Annotated in this window: 15 protein-coding genes; 3 read left to right on the top strand and 12 right to left on the bottom strand. The window is 61.9% G+C overall.

Annotated elements, in window-relative coordinates:
• Positions 1-72: 72 nt before the first annotated feature.
• The 5 genes from PSEEN_RS25930 to PSEEN_RS03490 all read right to left on the bottom strand — a co-directional run bounded on the left by PSEEN_RS25930 (position 73) and on the right by PSEEN_RS03490 (position 9,314).
• Positions 73-1,371, bottom strand: coding sequence for a hypothetical protein (locus PSEEN_RS25930; protein WP_083789146.1), 1,299 nt, complete (start codon positions 1,369-1,371; stop codon positions 73-75).
• 528 nt (positions 1,372-1,899) lie between these two features.
• A complete protein-coding gene (locus PSEEN_RS03505; RefSeq protein ID WP_011532109.1) occupies positions 1,900-2,901 on the bottom strand; it encodes a restriction endonuclease in 1,002 nt (333 codons plus the stop codon).
• Between the two features lie 163 nt (positions 2,902-3,064).
• Complete coding sequence (locus PSEEN_RS03500) at positions 3,065-5,704, bottom strand: DEAD/DEAH box helicase (protein ID WP_011532108.1); 2,640 nt, start codon at positions 5,702-5,704, stop codon at positions 3,065-3,067.
• Positions 5,705-5,706: 2 nt separating this feature from the next.
• Positions 5,707-7,224, bottom strand: a complete 1,518-nt coding sequence (locus PSEEN_RS03495) for a site-specific DNA-methyltransferase (protein ID WP_011532107.1) — start codon at positions 7,222-7,224, stop codon at positions 5,707-5,709.
• A 548-nt stretch (positions 7,225-7,772) separates the two neighbouring features.
• Positions 7,773-9,314 carry an MFS transporter gene (locus PSEEN_RS03490; protein WP_011532106.1) on the bottom strand — a complete coding sequence of 514 codons (1,542 nt, stop codon included), beginning with the start codon at positions 9,312-9,314 and terminating at the stop codon, positions 7,773-7,775.
• A gap of 201 nt (positions 9,315-9,515) precedes the next feature.
• Here PSEEN_RS03490 and PSEEN_RS03485 point away from each other — a divergent pair, with 201 nt between their 5' ends.
• From PSEEN_RS03485 to cysC, 3 genes are read left to right on the top strand one after another with little or no spacing between them, the layout of a single operon-like run.
• Entirely contained in the window at positions 9,516-10,388 is an 873-nt protein-coding gene (locus tag PSEEN_RS03485) for a LysR family transcriptional regulator (protein ID WP_011532105.1), read from the top strand.
• Positions 10,378-11,379, top strand: a complete 1,002-nt coding sequence (locus PSEEN_RS03480; RefSeq protein WP_044487644.1) for a hypothetical protein — start codon at positions 10,378-10,380, stop codon at positions 11,377-11,379. Before PSEEN_RS03485 ends, PSEEN_RS03480 begins: the two co-directional genes overlap by 11 nt.
• 42 nt (positions 11,380-11,421) lie before the next feature.
• Positions 11,422-11,964 carry an adenylyl-sulfate kinase gene (gene cysC / locus PSEEN_RS03475; RefSeq protein ID WP_044488653.1) on the top strand — a complete coding sequence of 181 codons (543 nt, stop codon included), beginning with the start codon at positions 11,422-11,424 and terminating at the stop codon, positions 11,962-11,964.
• Between the two features lie 148 nt (positions 11,965-12,112).
• Here cysC and PSEEN_RS03470 read toward each other — a convergent pair whose 3' ends face one another.
• The 7 genes from PSEEN_RS03470 to PSEEN_RS03440 all read right to left on the bottom strand — a co-directional run bounded on the left by PSEEN_RS03470 (position 12,113) and on the right by PSEEN_RS03440 (position 24,624).
• Complete coding sequence (locus PSEEN_RS03470) at positions 12,113-13,609, bottom strand: TolC family protein (protein WP_011532102.1); 1,497 nt, start codon at positions 13,607-13,609, stop codon at positions 12,113-12,115.
• A gap of 62 nt (positions 13,610-13,671) precedes the next feature.
• A complete protein-coding gene (locus PSEEN_RS03465; protein WP_048815098.1) occupies positions 13,672-21,057 on the bottom strand; it encodes an Ig-like domain-containing protein in 7,386 nt (2,461 codons plus the stop codon).
• Positions 21,058-21,195: 138 nt separating this feature from the next.
• On the bottom strand, positions 21,196-21,786 hold the full coding sequence (locus tag PSEEN_RS03460) for a phage tail protein (protein WP_011532100.1): 591 nt from the start codon (positions 21,784-21,786) through the stop codon (positions 21,196-21,198).
• A 75-nt stretch (positions 21,787-21,861) separates the two neighbouring features.
• The gene (locus PSEEN_RS03455) at positions 21,862-22,170 is read right to left on the bottom strand and encodes a DUF6916 family protein (RefSeq protein ID WP_044487643.1); all 309 of its coding nucleotides are present in this window, start codon (positions 22,168-22,170) and stop codon (positions 21,862-21,864) included.
• A gap of 12 nt (positions 22,171-22,182) precedes the next feature.
• Positions 22,183-22,677 carry a GNAT family N-acetyltransferase gene (locus tag PSEEN_RS03450; protein WP_011532098.1) on the bottom strand — a complete coding sequence of 165 codons (495 nt, stop codon included), beginning with the start codon at positions 22,675-22,677 and terminating at the stop codon, positions 22,183-22,185.
• Between the two features lie 109 nt (positions 22,678-22,786).
• Positions 22,787-23,836, bottom strand: a complete 1,050-nt coding sequence (locus tag PSEEN_RS03445) for a sulfotransferase family protein (protein ID WP_044487641.1) — start codon at positions 23,834-23,836, stop codon at positions 22,787-22,789.
• Positions 23,824-24,624 carry an aspartyl/asparaginyl beta-hydroxylase domain-containing protein gene (locus PSEEN_RS03440; RefSeq protein ID WP_011532096.1) on the bottom strand — a complete coding sequence of 267 codons (801 nt, stop codon included), beginning with the start codon at positions 24,622-24,624 and terminating at the stop codon, positions 23,824-23,826. Before PSEEN_RS03440 ends, PSEEN_RS03445 begins: the two co-directional genes overlap by 13 nt.
• Positions 24,625-24,641 lie beyond the last annotated feature (17 nt).

The raw sequence follows: 24,641 nt of genomic DNA, 5'->3' as shown, positions 1-24,641 counted from the left end.
CCGCTATGGACCCAGCACTAACGTTCGCGAACGATAGTACTGGGCCCATAGCAATCGCATGCAACATTGAAGTTAATTTTTTTGGCGCAACATCGCAAAAAACTCTCCCTCTCTACTTTCCGAGCATAACGCCTCAATGAAAGGTCGCTCCTGAAAAGTGCTTGATATTTTCTCGGCGACTATGTTCGCCAGAACTCTAAGCCTCCTAAGCTTGGCAGGAGCCTCAATTCGTCTCTTTAACAATTCACTTTGCTTTACTATCTCGACAAAATAGTTTGCAGCATGATCATCAAACAACTTAAACATATCAGGAATGTAAATTGCAGCAGCATCTGCGAAAAAATCTGTTCTCTGATAACGTGCACTAGACCCCATTCGCCCAACATATGTCTTCGTTAACCCTGCAACGTACTCTGCGAGCAGTTCTTCCGGAACCAAGCTAGCGTAAGGAACTAGATTTTTCACCGCGTCGTTTTCCCGAGGGAAATCGTCAAGCGCCACTGTAAGAGCTTGAACCAAAGGAGTAATTTGATACCTCCTTGCAACTACAGACAAATAACTTTGACTTTTCACGAGACCGATGAAAGCAAAGGCAGCCTGAGTAACATCTACCTGGGCTTTTTGTATCTCCTGGTCAACTCTCCGAGCCACTTGCAACCGTATATCTTTAGGCAGAACTCTCCACAAAATAGGGGCTACGAACTCGATATTCGATCTAAGAACACTTGTAGACTGAGGATGGATATAAGAAGTAAACAGCCTGTTCGCCAGTTCATTTTTATATACCTCAGGGAGATCACCCAGCGCGCTTTCAATCGCAACTGTGTTTCGGTCAAAATTAGACTCAGACAAATTTGCAACATAGTCATTAACATCAATTATCTGCGCTGGATACTCCGCATTCAAAACATACTTTATACAATCATCCATCATTGAGAGGACTTTTATTATAGAAGGATCGCTACTTTTTGGATGCCCTGAGAATATATGCCTTGTTTCCTTAGCATGGCGGAGAACCTTACTCGCCTCCCACCCGACAACACCAATTTTGTACGCACCTTCTATCAATTGGTCATCATTTACATAGTTTTGAAAATCTTCATACGTCTCAACCTTCCTACCGGTTTCTATAGACTGGTTAAATAGCTTTACGCTCCGAAACATAATTTTGTTTCGCAAATCGTCTACTACAGCATTCCAAAAAGACCCGATTGAGCTTCTATAACCTCCGACCTGAAGAACCTTGATCGCCTCAACAATATAAGGGTTATCTCTTAGCTCCTCTCTAACAGACATAAGGCAACGTTGAATTATGGGCGTCATATCAGCCTGCCCTTCAGGTATGACCACTACGATGTCGCTCCCAGCCATAATCACCTTCTCCTTTGCCGCCCTAAAATTCGCACTATTTCTTGATCAAAATTTAGCTTAATAGTTAGAAAAATCATAGCTCGTATGCTCGTATCTATTCATTTTTTGAGTTGCGAGTGCATGCTCATGAGAACGAGTAAATTTGACCGCCCGCGTCTGGAAAGCAGCTACCGCAAGCGAATGTTAGCTTTCGGCTGCTTCAGTTACACCACTTCCCGGGACACGATCACGAAGCCTGAGAGGTACATCAGAGCTATCTCTCGCGAATATGATCCATTCCCAGCTCTGAATCCCTTCCTTTCCTTAGATTTAGTTGATAATCCTGCTATCTTTTCGCGAAGCGTCAGGGCAGCAGAATTCACAGGGCATGGGTGGCGAATCCTCAACCACCAATGATATAACCTATTGATTTATAAGAATTTAATTTTGTATTAATTGATGGTTTTGCCTCCCCCCGGCTCCACCAAACTCTAAAGAAGACGTCCTCGAGCGTCTTTTTTTGTGCCAGGGATGCGGTGAGAGCACGTTTCACGCAGGCATGTAGAAGTAAGTCAACGGTACCAACCGCTTCGTCTCTGGATCGGTGGCTGGGTAATGCGCCATCAGCGTCCGAGCCAGCTCATCCAGCGTCCACATTGTCAGATGCACATTGGCTCGCTCACCCTCATACAACGCCTCTTTCGTGAATCCGCCAGTACTCACGTACAACCCTCGATCATCCTTGTGCCTCCCGCCGAGAAAGCTACGGATCTCGTTACTTCCCATCCGGGCATTCCGGTGCTTAACCTCCACAACGATGCGCGGCGGCTCAAATCCGAAACCATCGGGTGACGCAATGATGTCTTTGCCACGATCAGCGCCGGCCGGAGACACCAGTGTCTTGTAGCCCATTGCTCGTAAGATTCCGGCCACCAGCTCCTGCATCTCAGCCCAGTCCAAGCTGTTGATTTGGTCTTTGATCCGCTCAAACGCAATTTCCTGAACCCCCTTCAACGGGTCTTCCAGCACGTCGGAATCTTCAATCAAGTCTTTCGGTGGTCTGGAGACGCTTTTTCCAGTAGCGAGGGCAAGTAGCTCTTTCTGAGCATCCTCAGAAACTTTAAATACGGTTAGCGTAGACCCCAGGCTGTTTCTGCTGGCACCTGTTAGCTTGTCGCGATCAACCTCCTGCGTGTACCACTCAACAGGTCGGGTCAAAGACATACCATCATCTGCCAGATCAGGGCGGAGCAGACACGTTCCAGTGAAGCGACCTACCAGGTAGGTCCGGTTTGCAGGAGAATAGGTAACGACCGTATCACCAATGTTGACTTCGTTAACGAAACGGAAGACCTGCGACGCCCCCGCTACGGCACTCGCGTCCTTTATTCCTGGTTGAAGGTCTTTATAGGCTTGGATCAACGCCTTCCTGGAAACACCGGGCTTGGCCTCAAGCGCTAGCTGAGCCCACCCGATGGCAGCAAGACTGCGATCCCTGAAGTCGTCATAGAGACGGCCACCATCACCTCGAATCATCCACATCGCGGGCATGTGATACTCTTTGCTTCCTCAGAATCGAAGTAAGACTGTAGCAGCGATGATCGTTTGTGTGAATGGAAAGCACGGCAAGTAAAGTTGGATAGCTATAGGCTCATGATGGAGTTGCAAACCAGAGGCAGCTCAAAAAGCCCGGCTACGTAGCCGGGCATGACGATCAAGAATTTTCAATGACCGCAAGCAACTGCTCACGAACGCCACGGCCTTGATCGTCCTTCTTTTGAGCCATCAAATACAATCCCTTCCCCGCAGACTTCTTAGCCCATAGCTCACCGATCAAGCGTTTTTCCTTGCTGTTATCGTTGCTCACACGGTCGCCGCCCTTGTACTCCACAATGAGCAGTCTGCTGTCTTTGAGCTTAATCACAAAGTCAGGATAGGTCCGTTGAGTCGAGGTGGGCATCCAGAACTGAGTCGAGTGAACGAGATTACGGACCCAAAAGTCCACTTGATCAAGTAGATCGATGGCCTGAGCACATTCGAACTCTTCACTGATTACACCCTTCGGCGTTTTCCAGGGCAAAACACCGGGGAATGGGTAGTAATGCTTCTTGAAACGGTACGAGCCTTGGTAATACGAGGTTGCCGGGTAAAGAGCCATGTCTTGCGGGTAAGTAAAGGCACAGCCGGGACCGTCATACGTGACTAAATCAGCGTCCGCACTGAATAATGCTTGTTGAAACCCAGCGTCGTAAGCCTGTTTCTTCACGAGCATAAGCTGCTCCCCGAGCTTTCGTCGGAGGATGAATTGGCCTTTCAAGAGCTGGGAAAGCGAGAAGCCGCGTTCCTCCAGCAAGCTGGTAACAGCACGGCGCAACCACTCACGCAGCACAGGCTGCTTGATGGAAGGCTCACGAATCTCTTGATCGAGCCAACCAATGAGATCGGCAGCAGTCCGGTCCTGAGCAAAGCCCGGCAGGTAGGTATGTACATCGTCTTTAATGTTCTGGAATTGGACAGTTTTATCATCGAGGTAGACCTCGAACGTCATACTGGCCTCGTCGAATCTAAATGACGAAAGATCAGGTGGCGTGGATAGTAGATCCCAGCTGAATGTGGCCGACACAGCGCCTCGATCTACAAGCTCAAGCTCACCTTGCTCCATAACGCAAAGGCGTGGGACTTGGAAAACCACATTCCGCTCGCTGGGTGCTTTGGCCGCAATGGTTGCCTGTTGGTGACGTTCAACCTCAGCAGCAACAGCTTCTTTTGCAACCTTACCAGACACTGTGGAAACAATCGCATCAATCGTGATTTGATCGATCGCATCTATAACTTCGACTGTCCCGCCTAAACCATCAGCATTCAGTACGAATTGAACACGCTGCTGATCTCGCTCGGGAATTTTGGAAAAGTCGGGCACTTTTGGCAAAATCAGCTTAATTACCGGCAACTCCGGCATTCCAATCGAGCCACCTTGAAGGTCTAACTCAGGTGCCTTCTCCTTGCGGATTGCGACAGCAGCTTCCATCGGGTTGAAGCCGATGTTGATGAGCGATTGGGTAAGCTCCCCAGCAGCTCGTCCAAAGCTGTCAGTGGTCACGTGAGCGTATGCTTTGCTCATCTCCTCCTGCCGCCTTGGAACGGCGTAAGGCATTCGCAGCACACGACCAAGCAACTGCTGAATGTCTTTGTCTGACTTCACCTGAGCGACAGAACAGAAAACATATGCGAAAGAGCAGTCCCAGCCCTCTTTCAGGGCTTGCTTGGTGATAATGACTTCAATGGGGCAGTCCTTAGCAAAAAGATCTACACCATCAATTTCCCGCTGCGTGCCAGTCGCAATTGCGATAGCCTTTTCATCAACGTTATCGGTATCTATAAGATGCCTTTTTACTTCCTCGACAGTGGCCTCACTCTTCGCGTTCTCTGCTTGAATGAGCAGAATTGGCCGAATGTACTCAGCCTCTCCCAATGCAGTCTTCGCAAGCGATTTTCGTCTTGCCACGGCACTGCTGACAGCGACCTGCCACTCCCCATTATGCTCTTTTAGCACGACCGGAAATTTAATCATGTTCTCCGCCTTCAGTTCGAAGGCGGAAACGCTCACCAGTACGTTCGAACTGGAAATATCAGGCGTAGCAGTCAACTCAACGACAGCCTTCGGCCCAAGACGCTCATACACCGCATAGGATAGTGGCGTTGTAGCATTATGCGCTTCATCCATTATCACCAATGGACCATGAAGCTTAAGAAGGTTGGCAAATGACGCAACAGCTTTACCGCCCCCCCCTCTTTCAAGGTAACTTAGCTCCTTCGAGACGCTACTGAAATGAGCCTCAAGATCCTCATGATGCTCGTATACCTTCCTGCCCTCTTCCTTATCCACACGCAGTGCAGCAACAGTTGAGATCACCACACAGACCTTCGTTATCAAGTCCGCTGGGCGAATCTGAGAAAAATCAACAACATCAAAAATAGCTACCTGACCGTTGAACGCATCATCCAATTCCTGTCGATAGGGGTGGCGAGGGTTCTGGAAGGCTTCGAGGGTCTGCATTTTGATCTGAGTGGTGGGCACCATCCACATGACCAAAGGAAATTGGCGCTCGAGATATGAGGCACCACAGATGCGAATAATATGTGCGCCGAGGATCGTTTTGCCGCCGCCCGTTGGAATACGCAGACATACGTAGGGAACCAAAGGCATGCCCGGCATTTTCTTGTATTCGCTGAGCAAGCCAACGTCTACGTTGTCCTCAAATGCTTTTTCAGGGCCATCCAGCCGAGAAGCATCGAGGTATTTTTCTAAGCTGCCCAGCGCACGGCTTTGATAGAGTTTGAGTGTATGAGCCATTCTCAACGTGCCCTAATGTCGTAAGGTGTTTGGCGGAAGGTAATTTTTAATTCCTGCAGCAGTTCAGGAGCCAGCGCACAGGCCTCGCCATAAACCACCTTCTGCCCGTCAAATTCAGGCAGTGCCCTGTAAACCCTCTTTGTTAAAACATTCCCACCAGTATTCGTCAAATCACCGAGAATCCCATTAAAAAGCAGATAGTAAGCAGTACCGAGGTGGATGCCCAAAAGCGACGACTTGTCAGCGTGTGCGGATCTGGCCGTGCCCGTTTCAGCAAACCAGACGTGAGCGGCGAGCTGTTCAAAAGAAATACCATCACGGATGTGACCAGATTCATCGAATACAGGAACACCGAGCGTGTAATACCTGAACCCGCCACCGCCGGTCCAATTCAAGCTTTTGGACACACCACCCTGCTCACCGTCCACGACTCTCGCTAGACGAGGCTGACAATGGCTCTCGGCGTGGGCACCTACTTCGATCCCTATCCACTGCCGCCCCATCTTGTGAGCTACCGCAATGGTCGTTCCCGACCCAAGGAAGCTGTCTAATACAAGATCTCCAGGATTAGTAGCCACTTCAAGAATGCGCTTCATCAGCGCTTCCGGCTTGGGAGTAGCGAAATTCTCGTCACCAAATATCGCAACTACCTCTTTCTTCGCATCCTGCGTATGACCCACTTCCTCATAAGGCCAGAAGGTCTGAGGCACTCGGCCTTGCTTCACCTCAGAGAGGAAGCGTTTGATAGCCGGCACATTACCGCCATCTTTGCCCCACCAGATTCGATTGTCCTCATCCAATTGACGAAGCTTGTCCTCGGACACACGCCAGTACATGCCGTTAGGTGGGCCGGAAATGACACGACCCGAAGGGGTTGTAATAGGGTATACACCAGCACCGTAATAGTTGCGTGCTGACAGATCCCCTGCCTTCCACGGCCCCCTTGGATCGTTGTCGGGGTTCCGATAGGCTTTGTCCTGTTTTTCAGTCCGAGGCATCGGGTTGGGAACCCATTTCTCAGCGTTTTTGGCGTAAACAAAAATGTAGTCGTGATCGACCGAAAAATGACGAGCCGAATTCTTCGGGGAGTAGATTTTCTGCCAGATGACGGAGGCGATAAAATTGGGCCTTCCAAAAATCTCGTCGCAGATCACCTTGAAGTAATGCGCCTCATTGTCATCCAAGGTGACCCAGAGGGAGCCATCCGGGGCCAGCAGCTCACGTATCAGCTCCAATCGTGGATACATCATCGACAGCCACTGAGAGTGCTCAAGGTTGTCGTCATACTGCTCGAAAGCGGACTTAGTGTTGTAGGGTGGGTCGATGAAGACACATTTCACCTGCCCTGCGTAGTAAGGCAGCAGAGCTTTCAAAGCATCGAGGTTGTCGCCCTGAATGAGCATGTTGGGGGAGTCAGCCTCGCCATGCGAAAGGTCAGCATTGGGCATCAGCAGGCGATATGGAGCCAGAGCGGCTCGCGTGAGGTCAGCGTCACGGTTGAACCAAGAAAGAAGCGGCATGGACGGGTTCCAAGGGACGGCATTCAAACGGGGTACTTTACCCTCCAACCCTCTAAGCATCCATCCCATCGTTGCCTGGAAAAGGGTCAGCTTTACCACCCAGAAGCATTCTGTAGCTACCTGCGCGCTTTAACGAGCATTTCCATTTCTTGGCGAAACTGCCCGTCGAGATCTAGCGGTGCCTTGACAATCTTTTCAAAGCGAGCACCGAGAATTTCCTTCTCACGCGGTATGACTTTTCGCCCGTAAGGAAGGAGACGGCGACATGCCACTGAAAGCGACAATGCTCCTCATCTACTGGATGAGCAGTTCGGAATCTATCACCTCTTTTGGCCGTAGCAATTGGAAAATCGCCTTGAGGGATTAGCTTACCAGTTAAGAGACCGTCAAAAATTCCGTCGTCGGCATTTCTAGGCAGCCAGTATTCCAAGCGATACTCCACGAAAAATCTGTAGCGGCGCTATTCCCTATGTTTTCAAATAGATAGGTATTTTTCTCAAATTGCCCTCCCAAACTGTGTAAAGGCATTGGGGCAACCAATTGCTTTTTTATACCCGAACGATCTGCCTTTCAGTCTGCGGCAACGGCCTCCCCAGCAGCCCCCCAACCACCACCGCAAACACCAACGCCATCCCCCCCGCAACCTGCAACACCACCTCAAACCCACCAACAAAAGCCTGCTGCGCCAACGGTGCCACCACCCCACGCAACCCCGGCTCCAGCCCCCCCAACGCCGCCTGCAAATCCCCCGCCGCCACCCGCGTAGCCATCTCCCCCACCTTATCTAGCGCCTCAGGCGCCCCCCCAACCATCGCCTCACGCAGCAGTTGCGCACTCCGCCCCGCCAGAATCCCCCCAAGCACCCCAATCGCCAACACAATCGCCGTAAACCGCGTGGTAGTACTCAACCCCGAAGCCATACCCGTCCGCTCACGCGGCACGCACGCCATGATGTTCTTCTGCGTATCCCCATTAAGCAGCCCTGCCCCCGCGCCAAGCACCAGGCTGGCCAGGGCAAAGGCGCCATAACCACCGTGCCCCACCGCCCAGGCGCAAGCCAGGTTCCCCACCCCCACCAACACCAACCCCAACGCAAACACCTGCGCCGCACTCAACCGCTTGGCCAAGCGCATCCCCACCCGCGGTGTCAGCAACATCGCCAGCGCAAACGGCAACATCCCCGCCCCCGCCGCCAGCGCCGACAGCTGCAACCCGTTCTGCAGGTACAGCGGCAACAAGGTCATCATCACCTGGGCACACGCGGCATAGGCAAACATCCCCAGCAAGGCCCCAATGAACCGTCCGCTGCGCATCAGCGCCAGGTCGATCATCGGCCGCGCCTGGCTGCGCTCGACCATCACGAACACCCCGAACAGGAATGCCGCAATCACCAACCGCCCCAAGGTAGGCGCACTGTCCCATCCCACGCGGTTGGCATCGATCAACGCCCAGATCAGGTAACCCAGGCTGCCGGCGAAGGTGAGGCTGCCGAAGGGATCGAGCCGGGCGGCGGCGGTGTCACGGGACTCTTCCACGCTACGCAGTACCATCAGCGCCAGCACGACCACCAGCGGCAGGTTGATGTAGAAGATCCACCGCCACCCAAGCGTACTGGCGATCAGGCCACCGAGCAGCGGCGCAAAGGTAATGGTCGCGCCCATGCAGGCGCCCCAGAAGGCCCAGGCACGCAAGCGCTCCTCGGGCTCGTGGAAGCGATGCCCGATGGCGGCCAATGCGGCGGTGAGCAGCAGCGCCGCACCGACGCCTTTTGCCGCACGGGCGAGGTTGAGGAACAGCAAGTCCGGCGCAGCGCCGCATGCCAGCGAGGCAGCACCAAACAGCCCCAGCCCGAGCAGCAGCATGCGCCGGCGGCCAAAGCGATCGGCGAGGCTGCCGGCGGGCAGCAGGCAGGCGGCGAAGGCGAGCAGGTAGGCACTGACCACCCATTCGATGTCGGCGAACGAGCCGGACAGGTCGCGGGCGATGCTCGGCAGGCTGACGGCGACGATGTTGGTGTCGAGGATGATCAGGGCGCACACGGCCGAAGCCGTGAACAGGGTGAAACGCGCCGAGGCGCTGGTGGTGGACATGGCAAGGCTCCGCTGGATGGCTGGTCTGCGTGGGCGGGGTGAAGCCTTTCGCCGGCAAGCCGGCTCCTACAGGTTTTGTGTAGGGGCGGCTTTGCGGTCACGGTGCCAGCCTTGTAGTGTTGTTCTCACCTTACCGCTGCCGGGGGCCGGGCTTGTTAGCTTGCGCGTTCGGCGTCATTAGCCGCAGGCTAACGAGGCCCCATGGAGATCCGTCACTTTCGCTACTTCCTCGCCGTGGCCCAGCACGGTCATTTCACCCGCGCCGCCGAGCAGTTGGGCATCGCCCCGCCGACGCTGACGCGGCAGATTCAGGACATGGAGGCCGAGCTGGGGGTGCTGCTGTTCCAGCGCAGCCAGCGTGAGGTGCAACTGACCGCAGCCGGGGAGGCTTTGCGTGTGGAGGCCGAGCACGCTGTGCGGCAGTTCGATGCCGCGCAGCTGGGGGCGCGGCGCGCCGGGCGGGGTGAGAGTGGGCGGATCGAGCTGGGCTACGTGGCCTCCGCGGCCTACTCGGGCATCCTGCAACAGCAGGTGAGCCAGTTCGCCGAGGGCTACCCCGAGGTGTGCCTGAACATTCGTGAAGTGCCGATGCTTGCGCTGCCGGCCCTGGTCGATGAGGGGCAGCTCGACCTGGCCTACCTGCGCTCGCCCATGGAGCTGCCGGACGCCCTGGCGGCCATCGCCCTGCACGAGGAAGGCTTCGTGCTGGCGCTGCCGGCCAGTTCACGGCTCAACGAGCTGAAGACGCTTCACGCCGCGCGCCTGGCTGAGGAAACCTTCATCCTGCCGGAGCAGATCTCCGGCACCCTGGCGATCGCCCAGCTGGGCGGCTTCGCGCCGCGCCTGGGGCCGCAGCCGGGCAGCCTGGTGGCGGTGCTCACCCTGGTGTCGCTGGGCCAGGGCGTGGCGGTGGTGCCGGCGTCGGTGGTGCAGCGGATCAGCCTGCCGCAGGTCAACTACCGGAACATTGCCGACAGCCAGGCGAGTTCATGGCTGAGCCTGGTGCATCGGCGCTTTGAGAAATCGCCGGCTGTAATGCGCTACATCGAGGGAGTGCGCCGAGGTGTCGAATGAAACCCGTCCTGGCTGGCGGTGGCTGCTCGCCCTGCTCATCTGGCTGGCCTTGCCCGCCTGGGCCGATGACGCGCCGCAGCGGGTAAAGCTGGGCCAGGGCGAGCCCTACGACTTCACCGTCTACGCCAATGCGGCACTCGACTCGCGGCTTTCAGTTGAGCGCGCGGTGATCGTGCTGCATGGCGTGCGGCGCGATGCCGGTGACTACTATCGCGGCGGCCTGTCCCTGCTGGGCAACGCCGGGCTCGGGCAGCGCGACACGCTGCTCATGGCACCTAACTTCCTGACCGCCAGCGATCCCCAAGCAACCGATTTGCAGCCGTTGTGGCCGAAGGACAAGTGGATGCACGGCACGGCGTCGAGCGGAGGGCGCGAGGGCATAGCGGCGTTCACCGTGCTCGACGACCTGTTGATCTACCTTGCGGACCGCGAGCGTTTCCCACGCCTGAAAGAGGTCGTGCTGTTCGGGCACTCGGCCGGCGGCCAGTTGCTGCAACGCTATACGTTGCTGGGCAAGGGCGCCCCGGGTGCACTGCGCGTGCGCTACTTCGTCGCCAGCCCGTCCAGCTACCTGTACCTGGACGCCAACCGCCCGCAAGGCGAGGGTTTCGCGCCCTTGCCGGCTGGCCAGTGCGCAGGCTACGACCGCTATCGCTATGGCCTGGAAGGTGCGCCGCCGTACTTCACCCCCCAAGGGCTGGATGCCCGGCAGGTGTGGCGGCGTTATGCCGGGCGCGATGTCACCTACCTGGTCGGCGAGCGCGACAGGCATCCCGAAAGCCGGGTGATGGATCACAGCTGCGGCGCCGAGGCCCAAGGGCGCGATCGCGTCGAGCGGCAGCTCGCCTACCTGCGCTACGAAGCGTTCCTGGCGCGGCAGTGGGCGGCGCCGGTCGAGCATCGGCAGTTCGTGCTGCCGGGCATCGGCCATGACGCGGGGCGAATGCTGGCGGATCCGGGGCTTGCCCACCTGCTGTTTCCCGCCCATTGAGCGCACTACACTCAAGTGCTCCCCCCTTCGGAGGTTTCCAAGGTGCACAACGCAGGAAGCGAGCGACGTGGCGCAGTCATCTGGCTTACCGGGCTTTCGGGCGCGGGTAAATCGTCATTGGCCGAGGGCCTGGCCAGGCAGCTCACCGAGCTGGGGCATGCCTGCTATGTGCTCGATGGCGATGTATTGCGCACGGGCCTGAACGCCGACCTTGGTTTTTCTCCGCAAGACCGTCACGAAAACATCCGCCGCACGGGCGAGGTGGCGGCGCTGTTCGCCGATGCCGGGCTGATCTGTATCGCGGCGTTGATCTCGCCGTACCGCGAGGGCCGCGCCGCCGCGCGCCGGGCCTGCGGGGCGGGGTTTCACGAGGTGCATGTGAAGGCGGACCTGGCCGTTTGCGAGGCGCGTGATCCCAAGGGGTTGTATCGGCGGGCGCGGGCGGGGGAATTGCCGGGGTTTACCGGGATCGATGCGCCGTATGAGGCGCCGCAAGGGCCGGAGTTGGTGGTGGAAACCGGGCGGGTGGCGTTGCCGGTGGCGGTGGGGCAGTTGCTGGAGTATGTGTTGGGTGTTGTGAGGTGATCGGGTTTTAGTGGGTGTGCCGGCCTGAGGCTGGCGGGGTCCTGTAGGAGCGGCTTCAGCCGCGATGCACACAACGCGGTGTCCGGCACCCGCTTCGCGGGTGATCGCGGCTGAAGCCGCTCCTACAGAGGTTTGTGTTGGTTTGCCCTCAGGAACCGGGGGTGATGTCGCCGCGTTGCCAGCGCGCTTCGTTGTTGCCCAGGGCCTGGGCGATGTCGCTCAGTTCGTTGGAGGGCAGGGTTTGCGGCAGCGGGTCGAGGCCGGCGCTGGCGAATACCTGGCCGTAGCTGTTGCGCAGCTCGGCGTAGGCCAGGTCGCGGCGCAGGTCGGCCTGCAGGGCGTTCAGTTCGCCCTGGATCAGTTCCAGTTCACCGATACCTTGCGCCTGGTGGCGGTTGCGCAACTGCTCGACGATCTGCTGGTCCAGCGCCACCAGTTGCTGGCTGGTGGCGAACTGGCGGCGGGCTTCGCTGTAGTTGGCGTTGGCCACGTACAGCTGGGCCAGGATGGCCATGGACATGGCCTGGCGGCGCGCCTCGACCACTTGCTCGCCAGCCTTGGCCACGTCGATGGAGGCCGGGCCCGAGAGCACGTTGAACAGGTTCCAGGTCACTTTCACGCCGTAGTCGGCCCAGTGCTGGTTGATCAGGAAGCTGTTGCTGTCGTAGTGCCCGCCGGCCGAGAACTCGAGGCCCGGCAGCATGCGCAGCATCGACTTGCGCACTTCGGCGGCGCTGATGCGCGCCTGGTAGTCCTGCTCGCGCAACTCGGGACGGGTGGCCAGGGCGTGCTGCTCCAGCGTCTCCAACCCGACCTTGAGCTCGGGCACGCTGTAGTCGTCGGTGGCGGCCAGGGTCAGCTCGGTGCCGGGCGGCAGGTTGATCAGCGCGCCCAGCTCGGTCTTGGCCAGGGACAGGGCGCGGCGTTGTTCTTCCAGCTGGCGGGTGGCTTCGATCAGGGCGCGCTGGTAGCTCAGCGCCTGGATCGGGTCGCCGATGCGCTGGTCGCCCAGGCGTTGGCTGTTGTCGCGGGCTTGCTCGACCCGGGCCATCAGGGTGTCGATCTGCTTGAGCAGGCGTTCGGCGGCCACTGCGCGCCAGTAGGCCGAGCGCACGTCCTGGATGATGGTCTGCACCACCTTGCGCCGGCGCTCCTGGACGATCAGGCGCTGGTCGCCCTGCTGCTTTGCGCTGACGTAGCTGACACCAAAGTCGAGCACGTTCCACACCATGGTCAGGTCGGCGACATCGCGGTCGCGGTCCTGGGAGGTCGAAGGTTCCAGGGACTGCGTGTTGGTCAGCACGCTGCGGCTGCTCGAGGCGCTGACGTTGCTGCGCCCGGCGTAACCGGCCGACAGCGCCATGCGTGGCAGCATGTCGAAGGTGGCCAGGTCCACCTGGCGCTGGGCCAGGGCTTCCTCCATGACCTTCAGGCGTGCCTCCAGGTTGTACTTCACCGCCCGGGCCATGGCCTGGTGCAGGGTCAGCGGGCCGTGCAGCGCCTCCTGGCCCTTGAACATGTTGGCCAGGTCCGCCCGGGCCCGCTGTTCGCTGACGCTGCGGTCGATGGGCTGGGTCTTGACCGCGCACCCCGTTACCGCCAGCGCCAGCATGCTTACTGCAAAAATTCTCGATGCTCTGATCATCCCTGTCCGCCCCCTTGGTACGGCACTGCCTTTCTTCTAATGGTTTGCTCGCGTCCGTTGGCTCATGCCTGCGGCGCGGGTACCTCGACTTGCCCCAGCGCCTGGGCCAGTTGCCTGGCCTGGCGCTGTTCCCCCTCCCGGAAGGCCTGCAACTGCTGCCCCAAAGTCGGCGCCCCGCTCAACCCCTTGCCTGCGGCCGAGAGCAGCTTGCTGCCGGCCAGGTCGGACGGGCCGCCGTCGTCCGGCAGCGTCTTGTCGAACAGGTTGGCCAGGCTGCTGGCGCCGAACACGTTGGCGTCGCCGCCACCGAAGCCCAGGAAGCCGGCGCCCGAACCGTTACCGATGCCACTGCCGCCCTGCTGGCCGGCGAACACCTGGGCCAGGTAGCTGGGCGCCAGCGCGCCATCCTTGATGAAGATATTGCCCAGCGCCGGCAGGCCAGCACCCGCGCTCGGGACCTCGAACAGCGGCTGTGGCAGCAACGGCGACTGGTAGGGCGCGGTGACCGGCAGCGGCGTCGACACCAGCGGCGTATCCGGGCTGGTCGGTAGCGAGTGCGTCGGCGGATAGGCGCGGAATTCCGGGTCGCCGTCGTTGGATTGCAGGGCCACGCCTTGCCCGGTGAAACCCCCGACCAGGGCATTGCCGGCGCTATCGGTGATGCCGGTGCCGCTGGCCTTGAGCGCCAGGGCCAGGCTGCCGGCGCCGGCAACGCCGCTGACGTTGACCTGCCAGGTGCGGCCGTCGAGGCGTGTCAGCGACTGCAAGGTGCCGCTGGCGTTGCCATTGCTCACCAGTTGGAAGTCGTTGAGGTCGACCCCGTTGACGTTCTCGCTGAAGGTCACGGTGAACGACTGGCTGCCCGGCGTTGGCGAAGGGTTGGCCACGATCGAGGCCACCGTCGGCGGCGTGCCGTCGACGGTCACGCCGCGGGTGTCGCCGACATTGTTCAGGCCCGGTGTCAGCGCATTGCCGGCCGCATCGCGCAGGGTCGCGCCGTTGGCCGACAGGCCCTGCACCTGGATGCCGTCGCTGTCGTTGTCGCCGGCCTGGATCTGGTACTGGAACACCAGGGTCGGGGTGCCGGAGCCGGCCACGAAGTCGGCGTACACGGTGCGCCCGCCGACATCCAGGGCCAGGCGCGGCACGCCGTCGACCACCACGGCTTCGCTGGTGTTGACCACGAAGGTGAGCACATCGCCGGTGTTGTAGGTCACCCCCACCGGCACGCTGACGCTGCCCACCGTGGGCGCGTCGCGGTCGATGCTGTACACGGCGCCGGTAAGGCCGCCGACCAGGGCATTGCCGGCCACGTCGGTGATACCCGTGGCGCTAGCCTTCAGGTTAAGCCCGAGGGTGCCGGTACCGCTGACACCGCCGACGGTGACCACGTAGACGCCATCGCCCAGCGCTTGCAGGCCGGTCAACGTGCCACTGGCCGAGCCACTGGCGACCAGGCTGAAATCGCTCAGGTCGACACCGTTGACCCGTTCGCTGAAGGTCACCGTGAAGCGCACGCTCTGGGCGTTGCTTGGCGAGGGGTCGAGGGTGACGATGCCGACCGCCGTCGGCGCCTGGGTGTCGACCAGCACCTGGTGGGTGTCGGCCACGCCGTTGAGGGTCAGGTTCATGGCGTTGCCGGCGGCGTCGGTCAGGGTCGCGCCATTGGCGCTGAGCCCGGTGACGGTGATGCCGTCGCTGTCGTTGTCGCCGGGCTGGACGGTGTACTGGAACACCAGGGTGGTGGTGCCCGCCCCGGCCACCAGGTCGGCGAACACCGTGTGCCCGCCGATGTCCAGGGCCAGGCGTGGCGAACCGGCCACCTGCACCGCCTCGCTGGCGTTGACCACGAACACCAGCGTGTCGCCGGCGTTGTAGGCGACGCCCACCGGGCCGCCGACGCTGGTCACGCTGGGGGCGCGGCTGTCGATGGCGTAGTTGTTGGAATCGGTGCTGCCCACCCCGGCGTTGCCGGAGGCCGCGCCGACCACGCCGGTGTTGTCCAAGGTGATCAGGTTGCTGGCGTCCTCGACGTTGCCGGTGGGCGTGAGGGTCGCGGTCCAGGTGATACCGCCATCGCTGCTGCTCAGCCCGCTCAGGGTGCCGTTGGCCACGCTCAGGTCGGCCAGGGTGAAGCCGCTCACCGCTTCGCTGAAGGTGATGGTCACCAGGCTGGTCTGGCCTGCGCGCAGGGCTGTGTCGGCAACCACGACGGTGGCCGTGGGCACGAGGGTGTCGACCGTGTAGTTGGCCGACGAGGTGGTGCCGGTCCCGGCGTTGCCGGCCAGGTCGGCGATACCGGTGTTGTTCAGGGTGATCACGTTGCTGAGGTCCCGCACCCCGGCATTCGGGGTGAAGGTGGCGGTCCAGGTGATACCGCCGTCGCTGCTACTCACGGCGCTCAGGGTGCCGTTGGCCACCGTCAGGTCGGCGTTGGTGAAACCGCTCACCGCCTCGCTGAAGGTGAAGGTCACCGTGGTGGTCTCCCCTGCCGTCAGGTTGGGGTCGGCAATCACGATGGTGGCGGTCGGGCGCTGGCTGTCGACGGCGTAGTTGTTCGAATCGGTACTGCCGGTGCCGGCATTGCCCGCGATATCCGTCACGCCGGTGTTGTCCAGGGTGATCAGGTTGCTGGTGTCGGTGATGCCGGCGGCCGGAGTCAGGGTCGCGGTCCAGGTCACACCACCGTCGCTGCTGCTCACCGCGCTCAAGGTGCCATTGGCGATCGTCAGGTCGGCGTTGGTGAAGCCGGTCACCGCCTCGCTGAAGGTGATGGTCACCAGCGAGGTCTGGCCGATGGCCAGGTTGCTGTCGGCCACCACGAGGGTGGCGGTCGGGCGCTGGGTATCGATGGCGTAGTTGTTCGAATCAGTGCTACCGGAGCCGGCGTTGCCACTGCTCGCACCGACCACGCCGCTGTTGTCGAGGGTAATCAGGTTGGTCGCATCGGTGATGTTGTTGGTCGGGGTGAAGGTGGCGGTCCAGGTGATGCCGCCATCGCTGCTGGACACCGCGCTCAGGCTGCCGTTGGCCACGGTCAGGTCGGCATTGGTGAAGCCGCTCACCGCCTCGCTGAAGGTGATGGTCACCAGGCTGGTGTCGCCCACGCGCAGGGCGGGGTTGCTCACCACCACCGTCGCCGTGGGTTGCAGGGTGTTGACCGTGAAGTTGGCGGAGTTGGTGGTGCCGGCACCGACGTTGCCGGCCAGGTCGGCCACCCCGGTGTTGTTCAGGGTGATGACGTTGGTGGCGTCCTGCACGTTGATCGTCGGGGTGAAAGTGGCCGTCCAGGTAATACCGCCGTCGCTGCTGGACAGCCCGCTCAGGGTACCGTTGGGCGCCGCCAGGTCGGCCAGGGTGAAGCCACTCACCGCTTCGCTGAAGGTGATGGTCACCGTGGTGGTCTCGCCCACGGTCAGGTTGGCGTCGGCCAGCACGATGGTCGCGGTCGGGCGCTGGGTGTCGATGGCGTAGTTGTTCGAGTCGGTGGTGCCGCTGCCGGCATTGCCGGCAGTGTCGGTCACCCCGGTGTTGTCCAGGGTGATGACATTGGTCGTGTCGGTGATGTTGCTGGTCGGGGTGAAGGTCGCCGTCCAGGTGATGCCACCGTCGCTGCTGGACACCGCGCTCAAGGTGCCGTTGGCCACGGTCAGGTCGGCGTTGGTAAAGCCGCTCACCGCCTCGCTGAAGGTGACGGTCACCAGCGATGTCTCACCGATCTTCAGGTTGCTGTCGGCCACCACGAGGGTCGCGGTCGGGCGCACGGTGTCGATGGCGTAGTTGTTCGAGTTGGTGCTGCCGGTGCCTGCGTTGCCAGCGCTATCGGTCACCCCGGTGTTGTCCAGGGTGATGACGTTGGTCGCATCGGTGATGGCGCTGGTCGGGGTGAAGGTCGCCGTCCAGGTGATGCCACCGTCGCTGCTGGACACCGCGCTCAAGGTGCCGTTGGCCACGGTCAGGTCGGCATTGGTGAAGCCGGTCACCGCCTCGCTGAAGGTGATGGTCACCAGCGACGTCTCACCCACGCTCAGGCTGTTGTCGGCCACCACGAGGGTGGCGGTCGGGCGCTGGGTGTCGATGGCGTAGTTGTTCGAATTGGTGGTACCGGTGCCGGCGTTGCCGGCCAGGTCGAGCACCCCGGTGTTGTCCAGGGTGATGAGGTTGGTCGCGTCGGTGATGTTGCTGGTCGGGGTGAAGGTGGCCGTCCAGGTGATACCGCCGTCGCTGCTGGACACCGCGCTCAAGGTGCCGTTGGCCACGCTCAGGTCGGCATTGGTGAAGCCGGTCACCGCCTCGCTGAAGGTGATGGTCACCAGCGAAGTTTCGCCGACGGCCAGGTTGCTGTCGCTGACCACGATGGTCGCCGTCGGGCGCACGGTGTCGATGCTGTAGTTGGCCGAGCTGGTGGTGCCGGCGCCCGCGTTGCCGGCCAGGTCGGTGACGCCCGCGTTGTTCAGGGTGATGACGTTGCTGGCGTTGGTGAGGTTGTTGGTCGGGGTGAAGGTGGCGGTCCAGGTCTTGCCGCCGTCGCTGCTGGACACCGCGCTCAGGGTGCCGTTGGCCACGGTCAGGTCGGCGTTGGTGAAGCCGCTGACCACCTCGCTGAAGGTGATGGTCACCGTCGCGGTCTCGCCCACTTTCAGCGCCGAGTCGCTGAGGGTGATGGTGGCGGTGGGTGGGACGGTCTCGTGGATGGCCACCGATACCGACGCCGCGCTCGAGGTGCCGCCATCGCCATCGTTGACCGTGACCGACAGGGTGCGGGTGGCCTGGCCGATGCTGTTGGCGGCATTGCTGTTGTCGTAGGTGAGGTTGCGCACCACGGCCTGGACCGCCGCCGCCGTGGCGCTGCTATTGAACGTCAGCACCAGGTTGGCGCCGCCGGTGCCTCCGGTATAGGTGCCGATGGCCACGCCGCCGTAGCTGACGATGTTGCCGCTGACGCCGATCTGCCCGGCGCCGTTGCCCTGGTTGCGAATGCCCAGCACGTCCTCGCCGGCCACGCCATTGGCGCTGACCGCCACGGTCAGGTTGCCGCCGGAAAAATCGGCCGAGTCGCTGTCGGTGACCGTGGCATTGCTGCCGCTGTCGAGCAGCACGGCGCCAGCACCCTGCGTGTAGGTCTGGCTGTCGCCGTTGAGGTTGGCGATCACCGGCGCGGCATTGGGCGGCTGGACCACCACCGAGGCAGTGCGGGTAGTGCTGCCCATGTCGTCGTTGACGCTGACCGTCACGCTGCGGGTGCCGCTGGTGTAGGCCCCGGTGCTGTTGCCGTAGGCCACCACGGCGAGGATCGAGCGGTACTGGGCCAGGGTGGCCACGCCGCTGAGCGACAGCACCGTGGTGCCAGAGCCGCTGATGGTGATGCCGTAGCTGGCCGCCGTGGCGATCTGCCCGGCGCTGAGCGACAGGGTTTCGTTGCCGCCGTCGAGCACGCCGCTCAGGTTGAGTGTCGCGCCGCTGACCTGGGTGTCGCCGTCGGTCTGGGTGAGGCTGATGTTCGGCACGATGGCCACCGGGCTGCCGGTGAAGTTGACCGTGCTGTCGTTGCCGCCGTTGCCGGTGTCCAGGTCGACCACCGGTGGCGCCGAGTACAGCACCTCGTAGGCGCCGATATCGACACCAGCGCCACGGGGCCGGTCGAAGCCGCGCAGGTCGGTGAGCGGCGCGCCGGCGAGGGTGCCCTGGTCGATGGCGTTGCTGGCGGTGCTGGCCAACCGGTAGTCGCCCGTGGCGGTGTTGACGAAGTTGACCGAGGCGCCGATCAGGTTGGTGGTGCTGGTGTAGCCGCCGCCGACGCCGCCGTTGGTAGCGGCATCAAGGGCAGCGCCGTTGACCGTGTTGCCGGTGAAGATGCTGTTTTGCACCGTCACCGTGCCGGCCTGGCCACTGGCCCAACCAAGGCCACCCGAGGTGATGCTGCCGGTGCTGGTGTTGAGGAACACGTTGTTGGCCACGGTGCTGTTGGTGATGCGCACCGTGCCGCCGCTGTTGCCCAGCACGATGATCGAACCAGCCGCCACGTTGCCCGTAGCGCCGTAGGTGCCGGTGTTGTTGTAGATGGCGACGTTTTCCAGCACATGGTTGTTGACGCCGCCCAGGCGCACCAGGGTCGACATGCCGCTGCCGCCGAGGATGCTGGTGTTGTTGTCGTGGATCGTGGTGTTGCGCACCACCACGGTGGACCCCACCGAGGTCGCCGAGTTGATCACCGTGCCGTAGTTCTCCTGGAAGTTGGAGTCTTCGACCGTGATGGAGCCGCCAAAGGCACGGATCGCGCCGCCGGCGATGTTGCTGGAGAAATAGCGGAAATCCAGGTTGCGCACGGTCAGCACGCCACCGCCATTGCTTTGCAGGCCCGACGCGTCCGCGGCGTCGCGCATGCCGTTGTCATTGGCGTCGCCGCTGAAGATGATGTCGCCCTTGCCATCACCGTCGACATCGCCGTTGATGGTGATGTTGCTGGTCACCAGCAGCGGCGAAGACGTCGTCCAGCGGATGGTCTCCCCTTTCAGGCTCTGGTGGAACACGATGATGTCGGCGCCGCTGCCGGCGGCGGAACCGTCCACCGAGGTGTCGGTGTTCGCGGCCTGGATGGCTTCGGCCAGGGTCACCCCGCCATCGCCGGCCGAAATGAGCGAGGCGTTCTTGCTGGTGACCGTGATGGTGGCCAGCGACGTGCTGAACGCCGACAGGTCGCCACGCTGCACGCCCACGCCGCTGGCCACCACGCCCGAGACGGTCTCCAGCGTCCAGTCCTCGCCGGCGCGGTTGCCGGTGGAATCGGACGAGGCACCCACATCGGCGCCGCTGAGCCGCGCCACCTCGTTGACGAACAACTGGCCGTCGCTGCCGGCCCCGGTGTTGCAGGCGAAGAAACGGATATCGCCGCCCGGCGCCAGGCTCGCGCCGATGCGGGCGAGGTCCGCGCCATGGCTGGCCAGCTGGTTGGCCCAGATGGCGTTGCCGGCCAGGTACACATAGCCCTGGTCGCCGTGGCTGATAATGTCGACCGAGGTGACGTCGCTGCGGCCGTTGAGGTAGTCGGCGATCTGCTTGAAACCGTCCTTGCCGTTGTCCAGCACCACCACCTCGACGCCGGCGGGCAAGCCGGCAATGAGCTTCTGGTAGTCGCTGACGGCGGAGTCGATGAACACCACTTCGTGGTGGTTGCCCGAGGCCGCCGTGACCGGCGCGCTGGCCGGTGCCGCCTCGTGGACGGGTTCATGGGTGGCGCTGTCGCGGCTGCTGGCCGCATCGCTGGCGGCGCTGGTGTCCTTGGCCACGCTGGCGGCCGCGGCGGCTTCGACCGCCTGGGCGCCCTGGTCGGCGACCACGCCCACCGAGGCGTCGAACATCATGCGCGGCTCCAGGGCCTGGATAAGGCTCGGGCGGCTCGTGGAAACGTTGGGTGTGTGGGTGTCCTTGCCGCGTTTCCAGAATGCCATGATGCCCTCGCTCAGCCCTGGGGCTGGTTGTGCGTGCCGCCCTTGCGGGTGAGGACGGCCTGTTCTTGTTGGGAAATCCTGAACGGACGACGGGGCGCCGATGTGCGCCCCGCAGTCCTGCTTGCTACCTGCCCGGCCTCAGTTGCGGGACGGGAACAGCCCTTCTACTGCGATGATGAAGTTGATGCCCAGGTAAGGGTTACGGATCGAGAAGGGCTGGCTTTGCCCCGTGGTCGCACCGGTACTGGCCGGTATGGTGAGGCTGAACGGTTTGAGCGTCGTGTCGCTGGCGGTCGAGGCATAGATGTCGATCGCCGCGCCGGACCCCGTGGTGTCCTTGGGCTTGGCCAGCACGCCACTGGTCGAAGGCGCAGGCAGGTCGGCCTCGCCCTCTGCCGCCGGGATGGCGACCGACACCGTGCTGGCCGGAATGCTCACGGGTTGCGATGCCATGTTCAGTGAGGTCAGGGTGGCCGTTGGGGCACCCGCCACCTCCCCGAGCACGACATTCGGCAACCCCGGCCCCGTCCCTTGCTGGATAGGCGCCCGGCCACGCAGGTCCGGCAGTGCGAAGGTGGTCTGGCCATTGCCACCGTAGGTCGTCCCGAGAATCGAGAACAACGCGGTGTTCTGGGCGATGCTCAGAAGCTGACCTTGGCAGAAGGCCCAACCCCGAGGGGCGAAGTTGCCTGCGAACAAGGTGATCTGACCGAGGAACGGCTCACTCATTTGCTGCTCTCCTTTGACAACACTTCGAAGACGGGCCTCATGGCCCACTGGAAATGACGCGTGTGGTGGACGCCCTCAGAGCGGCCGGTCAACGTGAAAAATCGCTTCAAGCACCGGGCGCCCATCGCTTTCGGGGCTTACCGGGGTCATCAATAGCAGCCAGCCCGGCTCGCCTGGCGGCGACAGGCGGAATACCGCTTGCGGCAGGACCGTGCCGGCCGGCAAGGCGAATTCCGCCGCATAACGCTGATGGCGCCGCGACATGGCCTGGCCTTCGGTCACGGCCAGCAATTGCGCCTCGAGCGCCTGGTCGTCGCTGACCCACAGCTGGAAGTGGCTGCCGGTGGCCTGTTGCAAGTCGTCAAACGTGGGCATGGCATGCATGGGGCTGATCCTTCAGGCACGAATGGCAGGGGTGAGCGCCGCTCGGCGCATCTTCAGGGACAGGCCGGTTTCGCCGACCACCTCGAACCCGCAGCGCTGGTAGAGCTGCAAGGCCGGGTTGTGAGGGGTGACATGCAGGCCGGCGCTGAGCCCGTCGGCATCGGCTCGCGCCAGCCACTGGCCAAGCAGCCGGCTGCCGATGCCGCGGCCGCACCAGGCGGGCAGCAGGGCCATGTCGATGAACTGCACGTGGTCGTCGGCCCAGTGCAGGTAGGCACGGCCGATGAGCTCGCCCGCCGCTTCGATGACGAAGAAGTCGGCGCCGGCGAACTGCTCCTGATAGTGGTCGTGTTGGGCCTGGAACTGTTGGTCGAGGAAAGCATCGATGGCGGCCTGCGGCCACGGCAGCAGGGCCATTTCGGCGGCACGGGTGGTGCCATAGAGTGTGCGCAGGAATGGGCGGTCGGCGTCCGTGATGGGACGGAGGTTCACCTCGGGGATGGACATCGGGTATGGCTTCCCTGCGTAAGGTTACCCCATGGTGAGGGGCGCACATCCAAGTGAATTGTCCTACACAATCTGCAGCAGCGTAGCCGAAGAACAAGGCAGATAGCCACTATCTACGCAGGGTCTCTTCAACTTTTTTCTCAAACACCCGTTCGAGGTCGTTTGACGCCATTTCCTGGACGTTTCGCAACCGTATGGATTCCAACGCGTTGTAGGGCGCCTGGGCCCAACGGGCGACTGCAGCGCGTATTTCGTCGCTGGCCGCTTCGCGCTTGCGCTGGCTGTCAGCGCTGAAGTTCATGGCCGGTTGCTTGGCGTCGAAGGCCGCGACACAGCGCAGGCCTGCCACATCGCCCGGCTGGATATCGAACAGCGGCCCGAGGCGGCCCCAGACAGCATCGGGCAATTCGCTGTAGTTCACCGCGATGCCACCGTGGCGTTCGCACAACGCTAGGCCAGCCGCGAGGATTTCGCCAATCAGCCGGCAGGTGTATTCCACCGTGCCCATGGTTTGAGGGTCAGGCAACAGGCTGTCGAGGCCCGAAGCGCCGAGCAGCCCCGGCACACGGTGCATGCCCGCCTGGCGCAGTTGCGAGACGACGATTTCCAGCGGGTCGCGGTAGAGGAACACCCGGGGCACGTCGGGGTATAGCGCCGTCAGCAACGGTGCGTCGAAGATATTCCAGGCGTCGAGCTTGATCAGCAGTTGTTGCTCGTCGCCTCGGCGGCGCTGGCCGTAGGCCGAGCACAGGGCGCGCAGGGCCTCGGCTTGCCAGGTTGCGGCGGCCGGGTCCTGGCGTGCGGCGCGCAACAGGTTGTCCAGCGGCGGAGGTTCGGACAACACGATGTTGCGGGCCTGGCTGGCCAGCAACTGGGCGACCAGGGTCGAACCGCAGCGCGAGGCGTGGAACACCAGGGCCGAGGGGCTCAGGCCCGGGCTGCGCGCGTGCCAGTCGAGCAGCGCCTGGACATCGGTTTCGCGGCGCATGGCCTGGTTGAACGGCAGGCGCAGCGCCAGGTCGACATCGTCGCGGAAGAATGGCCGGGCCAAGCGCCGCTCGCCGAACCAGCACCAGTCCACCCGCCAGCCGGTATCGCCTTGCCAGAGGCGGATGGGCAGCCAGCCCTGGAAGTCCAGCGGGGTGTTCATGCTCGCCATTGATCGCTCCATGCCTGCTTGCCCCGGCGCATGGCGCCCAGGACCTCTGCGTCGGAAAAGGCCAGCCCGTGTTCGGCGCCCAATCGCACTGTTTCGGCGACGAAGGCCCGAGGGTCCTCCAGTGCCTGCAGGCGTGCGGCCAATGCCGGTGACTCGGCCACCTGCCGGCGAAACCGTTCGAATGCCTGCCCCGCCCTGCCCGGCTGCAACGTTGGCGTGCGCGCCAGGCCTTGCTTGATCAGTGCCAGCAGCCAAGGGTCGGCCGCGCAGTCGAGCACCAGGTGGATACGTTCGCCGGGGCCAGGGTTGTTGACGCGATGGGGCCGCGACAGGTCGATGAACCAGCACTCGCCCGGGCGCATGGGGACCTGCAGGCCGTCCACCAGGAACTCAACGCCGGGCGGGCTGAGCAGCGGGACGTGCAGGCGCAGGCAGCCGCCGGGGCGGCCCAGGTCGGGGTCGCGGTGTTCGTGAATCCTGGCGCATTCTCCAAGGCGCAGCAGGCGGGCGGCGCGCAGCGAGGCCTGGAACGGCGTCAGCACCGTTTTCCAGGCTGTTTCGCCCTGCCACCAGGCCAGGTTTTTGGGCGCGCCCAGGCCTGGAGCCAGCGGCAGCGGGGAATCTTCGGCGGTGACCAGTGCCACCCCGCTCCAGTCGCCTTCGTGGTAGCTGTGGTTGAAATGCGTCTGCCAGGCCTCGGTGGGGACCTGGGCCAGGGCTGGCAGCAGCGCTGGCAGGTCTATGGCCAGGGGGAGGCGAGAGCAGAGCGGTAACGGGGTATCGGTCATGGATGTTCCTTGTGGTC

The sequence above is a fragment of the Pseudomonas entomophila L48 genome, from assembly GCF_000026105.1.
Lineage (GTDB): Bacteria > Pseudomonadota > Gammaproteobacteria > Pseudomonadales > Pseudomonadaceae > Aquipseudomonas > Aquipseudomonas entomophila.
Note: the sequence above shows the minus strand (reverse complement) of the source record. Positions and strands in the feature narration are given on the sequence as shown.